The organism is Mycobacterium sp. TH-M116 (assembly GCF_057473685.1).
The window spans coordinates 1-6,365 of sequence record NZ_JBYCLC010000072.1; the positions used below are offsets into that span (position 1 = coordinate 1).

The following is a 6,365-nucleotide window of genomic DNA, read 5'->3' on the forward strand; positions in this document are numbered from 1 at the left end:
CGGAAGGAACCCGCATGAAACGCCTTTACCTCTTCGCAACGGGCCTGGCCATGCTGGCCGGCGCGTTGCTCGCGCCGGCCGTGGCGAGCGCAGACCCGGTCGTGCGGCCGATGGACTATCAGCAGGCCACCGACGTCGTCGTCATGCGCGGGCTGTCCCAGCGGGGCGTGCCGTTCGCCTGGGGCGGCGGCGGCATCACGGGCCCGACCCGCGGCCGCGGAAGCGGCATCACCACTGTCGGCTTCGACGCCTCGGGCCTGATGCAGTACGCCTATGCGGGCGCCGGGATCCGGCTGCCGCGCTCCTCCGGCGAGATCTACAAGCTCGGACAGAAGGTGCTGCCGCAGCAGGCTCGTCGGGGCGACATGCTCTTCTATGGCCCCGAGGGCACTCAGAGCGTGGCGATGTACCTGGGTAACGGGCAGATGCTGGAAGTCGGCGACGTCGTCCAGGTCGCGCCGGTGCGCAGCAACGGTATGACGCCCTACCTGGTCCGGGTCCTCGGTACCCAGCAGATGCCCGCCCAGCAGGCTCCGCTGCAGCAAGCGCCCGCCCAGCAGGCACCCGCCCAGCAAGCACCGCTGCAGCAAGCACCCGCCCAGCAGGCTCCGCTGCAGCAAGCGCCCGCCCAGCAGGCACCCGCCCAGCAGGCTCCGCAGCAGCGGCCGGTCCAGCAGGCACCCCTGCAGCAAATGCCGGCGCTGCAGTTGCCGACACAACCGGCAACGTTGCAGCCCGCGCCCGCCGGCATCGCGCGCTGACAGCCGCTGCCCTGCCAAACAGCCGCCACCTGCTCGATCACCGGTGATCACGACAGAGAGCAGGTGGCGGTTTAGGTAAATTGGCACCAACCATGTTGCGCCTCTCGTCCCCGACCCGTCCGCCGGCCACCGACCCGGAGCCGGTCAGCTGGGCTCGCCCGGCCAGCTTTTATCGCCACGACCTCGACGGCCTGCGCGGTATCGCCATTGCGCTGGTCGCGATGTTCCACGTCTGGTTCGGCCGCGTCTCCGGTGGCGTCGACGTGTTCCTGGCGCTGTCCGGGTTCTTCTTCGGCGGCAAGATCCTGCGCGCGACGCTCAAACCCACCGCGTCGCTGTCGCCGGTCGCCGAGGCGATCCGGCTGGTCCGCCGACTGGTCCCCGCTCTGGTCGTGGTGCTGGCCGCCTGCGCGGTGCTCACGATCCTCGTGCAGCCCGAGACACGCTGGGAGGCGTTCGCCAACCAGAGTCTGGCCAGCCTGGGCTACTACCAGAACTGGGAACTGGCCGACACCGTGTCCGACTACCTCAAGGCCGGCGAGGCGGTCAGCCCGCTGCAACACATCTGGTCGATGTCGGTGCAGGGCCAGTTCTACATCGCCTTCCTGCTGCTGGTCGCCGGTTTCGCCTCTCTGTGGCGCCGACTGTCCAGGGGTCAACGTGCCGCTCGCCTGCGCACCGGGTTCGTCGTGCTGCTGGGCGCGCTGACGGTGGCCTCGTTCGTCTGCGCGATCATCGCCCATCAGGACAACCAGTCGACGGCCTACTACAACAGCTTCGCGCGGGGCTGGGAGTTGCTGCTGGGCGCACTCGCCGGTGCGGTGGTGCCCTACCTGCGCTGGCCGATGTGGCTGCGCACGACGGTCGCCACCATTGCGCTGGCCACGATCGTGTCCTGCGGCGCGCTCATCGACGGCGTGCGCGAATTCCCGGGCCCCTGGACGCTGGTACCGGTGGGCGCCACCATGCTGATGATCCTCGCCGGCGCCAACCTGCCGGCCGATCCCGACGGTAGCCGTAGGCTGCCGCTGCCCAATCGGCTCCTCGCGACCGGTCCGTTGGTGGCGCTGGGCACCATCGCGTACTCGCTCTACCTGTGGCACTGGCCGCTGCTGATCTTCTGGCTGTCCTTCACCGGTCACCGGCACGCCAACTTCCTCGAGGGCTCGGCGGTGCTGGCGGTGTCCGGGGTGCTGGCCTACCTGACCACCCGGCTCGTCGAGAACCCGCTGCGCTACCGAGCGGCCGCCGGCGCGGCGGCCCCCGCGATCCCGTGGCAGGCCCGCCTGCGCCGGCCGACGATGGCGCTGGGGTCGGCGGTGGTGCTGCTGGGTGTGACGCTGACCGCGACGTCGTTCACCTGGCGCGAGCACGTCACCGACCTGCGGGCCGCAGGCAAAGAACTCAGCGGCCTGAGCGCCCGGGACTATCCCGGTGCCCGCGCACTGACCGCGCACGTGCGGGTGCCCACGTTGCGCATGCGGCCCACCGTTCTGGAGGTCCGCCACGACTACCCCGCCTCCACCCGCGACGGGTGCATCAGCAACTTCGCCAACCCGGCGGTGGTCAACTGCACCTACGGCGACCCGGCCGCCACCCGCACGATCGCGCTGGCGGGCGGGTCGCACGCCGAGCACTGGCTGCCCGCGCTCGACCAACTAGGCCGCCAGCATCACTTCAAAGTGGTCACCTACCTGAAAATGGGCTGCCCGTTGTCGACGGCGGAAGTTCCGCTGATCATGGGCAACAACGCCGCGTACCCGCAATGCCGCGTCTGGGTGCAGCGGACGATGGCCAAGCTGATCGCCGATCATCCCGACTACGTGTTCACCACCTCGACTCGCCCGTGGAACATCAAACCCGGCGATGTCATGCCGGCGACCTACATCGGGATCTGGCAGGCGTTCTCCGACAACAACATTCCCGTCCTGGCCATGCGCGACACCCCGTGGCTGGTCAAGGACGGCAAACCGTTCGACCCCGCGGACTGCCTGGCCAAGGGAGGTAATGCGGTGTCCTGCGGGATCAAGCGTTCCGCGGTGCTGGCCGACCACAATCCGACCCTGGAATTCGTCGACCGGTTCCCGCTGCTCAAGCCGCTCGACATGTCGGACGCGGTCTGCCGGGCCGACGTCTGCCGCGCGGTCGAGGGAAACGTGCTGATCTACCACGGGGCGCACCACCTGTCCCCCACCTACGTGCGAACCATGACCAACGAATTGGGCCGCCAGATCGCCGAGAACACCGGCTGGTGGTGACGAGCTGAGGAGCCCGCGGCGCGGATAAGGTTTTGTGATGCCGACGAACAATCGCGCCTCCAAAGCAGGCGCTGATGATCCCGACCATCCCAGACTCGCCACGGTGTGGCCGGGAACTCCCTACCCGCTGGGAGCCACCTACGACGGCGCCGGCACCAACTTCGCGTTGTTCTCCGAGATCGCCGAGAAGGTCGAACTGTGCCTGATCGACGACGACGGCAAAGACGAGTCCCGGATCTCCCTGGAGGAAGTCGACGGGTTCGTCTGGCACGCCTACCTGCCCAACGTCGGCCCGGGCCAACACTACGGATTCCGCGTCCACGGTCCCTTCGCTCCGGCGGCCGGCCACCGCTGCGACCCCAGCAAGTTGCTGCTCGACCCTTACGGCAAGGCCTTTCACGGCGACTTCGGCTTCGACCAGGCGCTGTACTCCTACGACATGAAGGCCGTCGACCCGCACGACCCCGACAACGCCGACACCGGGACTCCCCCGATGGTGGACTCGCTGGGCCACACCATGACCAGCATCGTGATCAACCCGTTCTTCGACTGGGCCTATGACCGGTCCCCCAACACCCCGTACCACGAGACGGTCATCTACGAGGCCCACGTCAAGGGCATGACGCAGACCCATCCCGGCATTCCCGACGAGTTGCGCGGTACCTACGCGGGGCTGGCCCACCCGGTGATCATCGATCACCTGCAATCGCTCAACGTCACCGCCATCGAACTGATGCCCGTCCACCAGTTCATGCACGACTCGCGACTGCTGGACCTGGGCCTGCGAAACTACTGGGGCTACAACACATTCGGGTTCTTCGCCCCGCACAACGAGTATGCCGCCAACCGCAAGGCCAGTGTCCCCGAGTTCAAGGCCATGGTCCGCGCCCTCCACGAGGCCGGTATCGAGGTCATCCTCGACGTGGTCTACAACCACACCGCCGAAGGCAACCACCTCGGTCCGACCATCAACTTCCGCGGCATCGACAACGCCGCCTACTACCGGCTCGTCGAGGACGACCTGCGGTTGTACAAGGACTACACGGGAACCGGCAACAGCCTCAACGCACGCCACCCGCATGTGCTGCAGCTGATCATGGACTCGCTGCGCTACTGGGTGAGCGAGATGCACGTCGACGGGTTCCGCTTCGACCTGGCCGCCACACTGGCCCGCGAACTGCACGACGTCGACCGGCTCAGCGCGTTCTTCGACCTGGTCCAGCAGGACCCGGTGGTCAGCCAGGTCAAGTTGATCGCCGAGCCGTGGGACGTCGGCGAGGGCGGCTACCAAGTCGGCAACTTCCCTGGTTTGTGGACCGAGTGGAACGGGAAGTTCCGCGATACTGTGCGTGACTACTGGCGGGGCGAACCCGCAACCCTCGGCGAGTTCGCGTCCCGGCTGACCGGGTCGAGCGACCTCTATGAGGCGACCGGCCGGCGCCCCAGCGCCAGCATCAACTTCGTCACCGCCCACGACGGCTTCACGCTGAACGATCTCGTGGCCTACAACGAGAAACACAACGAGGCCAACGGCGAGGACAACCGCGACGGCGAAAGCCACAACCGGTCGTGGAACTGCGGCGTGGAGGGGCCCACCGACGACCCTGAGGTCCTGGCGCTCCGACACCGCCAGATGCGCAACTTCTGGGCCACCCTGATGCTCAGCCAGGGTACGCCGATGATCCTGCACGGCGACGAGTTCGGGCGCACCCAGAACGGCAACAACAACGTCTACTGCCAGGACTCCGAATTGTCCTGGATGGACTGGTCATTGGCCGACAAAAACCCGGATCTACTGGCGTTCGCCCGCACGGTGACCACGTTGCGCCGACATCACCCGGTGTTTCGGCGTCGACGCTTCTTCGACGGTGAGCCGATCCGCAGCGCCGACGAAGTGCGCGACATCGCCTGGTTGACGCCGTGGGGCCAGGAGATGACGCACGAAGATTGGGGCAAACCCCTGCACAAGTGCGTGGCTGTGTTCCTCAACGGCGAAGCCATCACCGCGCCCACCGCACGCGGGGAGCGAGTCGTGGACGATTCGTTCCTGTTGTGCTTCAACGCGGACGAACAGACGCTGGAGTTCGTCATGCCGCACTCCGACTACGCCCAGGAGTGGACCGTGGAATTGGACACCAACGATCCGGCCGGCCAGGCCGACCAGGTCGTCAACGCCGAAGAGAAGATCACTGTGCCGTCGCGTTCACTGCTGGTCTTACGCAAGACGTTGTAGCGCATGGCATTACCAGTTCTGGCCACCTACCGGTTGCAGTTGCGTGGCGAATCGAGCGGATTCGCATTCACCTTCGCCGACGCCGAGGAACTGCTGGATTACCTCGACGACCTGGGCGTCTCGCACCTGTACCTGTCCCCCATCACGACGGCGGTCCGCGGCTCCAGCCACGGCTACGACGTCACCGACCCCACGGCCGTCTCGCCCGAACTCGGGGGCCCCGAGGGGCTGGCGCGCTTGTCCGCGGCGGCCCGGAAGCGCGGGCTGGGGCTGATCGTCGACATCGTGCCCAACCACGTCGGCATCGACAGACCCGAACAGAACCCGTGGTGGTGGGACGTCCTGCGGAACGGCCGATCCTCTCCCTACGCAACGTTTTTCGACATCGACTGGGACCTGGACGAGGACGGCAGGATCGTGTTGCCGGTCTTGGCTTCTGACGAGGACACCGCCGCGCTGCAGGTCGACGGGGACGTGCTGCGGTTGGGTGATCTGGCGTTTCCGATCGCGCCCGGCACCGCGACAGGCCCCGGCTCCGAGGTCCATGATCGCCAGCACTACCGGCTGGTCGGCTGGCGCAACGGTGTCTGCGGCTATCGCCGGTTCTTCTCGATCACCTCGCTGGCCGGGTTGCGCCAGGAGGATCCCACGGTGTTCGACACCTGCCACCGCGAGGTCGCCCGCTGGTTCGCCGAGGGACTCGTCGACGGCGTGCGGATCGACCACCCGGACGGGTTGTCCGACCCCTGCGGGTATCTGGCAAAGCTGCGTGACCTCGTCGGCTCCGACGCCTGGATCGTCGTCGAAAAAATCCTGGCGCCCGACGAGGCGCTCGAGCCCACGCTGCCCGTGGCCGGCACCACCGGCTACGACGTGCTGCGCCAGGTGGGAGGGATCTTCGTCGACCCGGCGGGCGCGCCGGCACTGACCGCGCTGGTCGAATCCGCGGGAGTGGACTACCAGGCGATGCCGGCGCAGCTGGCCGATCTCAAGGTCCGCTCGGCCATTGACACGTTGGCCAGCGAGCTGCGCCGGCTGCGCCGCAGCGTCGTCGCCGCCGCCGGCGCCGATCATCCGCTGCTGCCCGAGGCGGTGGCCGCCCTGCTGAGCCAC

Annotated in this window: 4 protein-coding genes; all 4 read left to right on the plus strand. The window is 67.6% G+C overall.

Features of this window, described 5'->3' with window-relative positions; all coding sequences use genetic code 11:
• Positions 1–14: 14 nt before the first annotated feature.
• Positions 15–761 (plus strand): NlpC/P60 family peptidoglycan-binding protein RipD, encoded by a 747-nt coding sequence (gene ripD, locus AC2VOK_RS03630; protein ID WP_428899268.1) that lies wholly within the window; start codon positions 15–17, stop codon positions 759–761.
• Between the two features lie 92 nt (positions 762–853).
• Positions 854–3,019, plus strand: a complete 2,166-nt coding sequence (locus tag AC2VOK_RS03635; RefSeq protein WP_428899265.1) for an acyltransferase family protein — start codon at positions 854–856, stop codon at positions 3,017–3,019.
• Between the two features lie 37 nt (positions 3,020–3,056).
• A complete protein-coding gene (glgX, locus tag AC2VOK_RS03640) occupies positions 3,057–5,252 on the plus strand; it encodes a glycogen debranching protein GlgX (RefSeq protein ID WP_428899266.1) in 2,196 nt (731 codons plus the stop codon).
• A gap of 3 nt (positions 5,253–5,255) precedes the next feature.
• On the plus strand, positions 5,256–6,365 hold a 1,110-nt coding region (locus AC2VOK_RS03645; protein WP_428899267.1), incomplete at its 3' end, for an alpha-amylase family glycosyl hydrolase.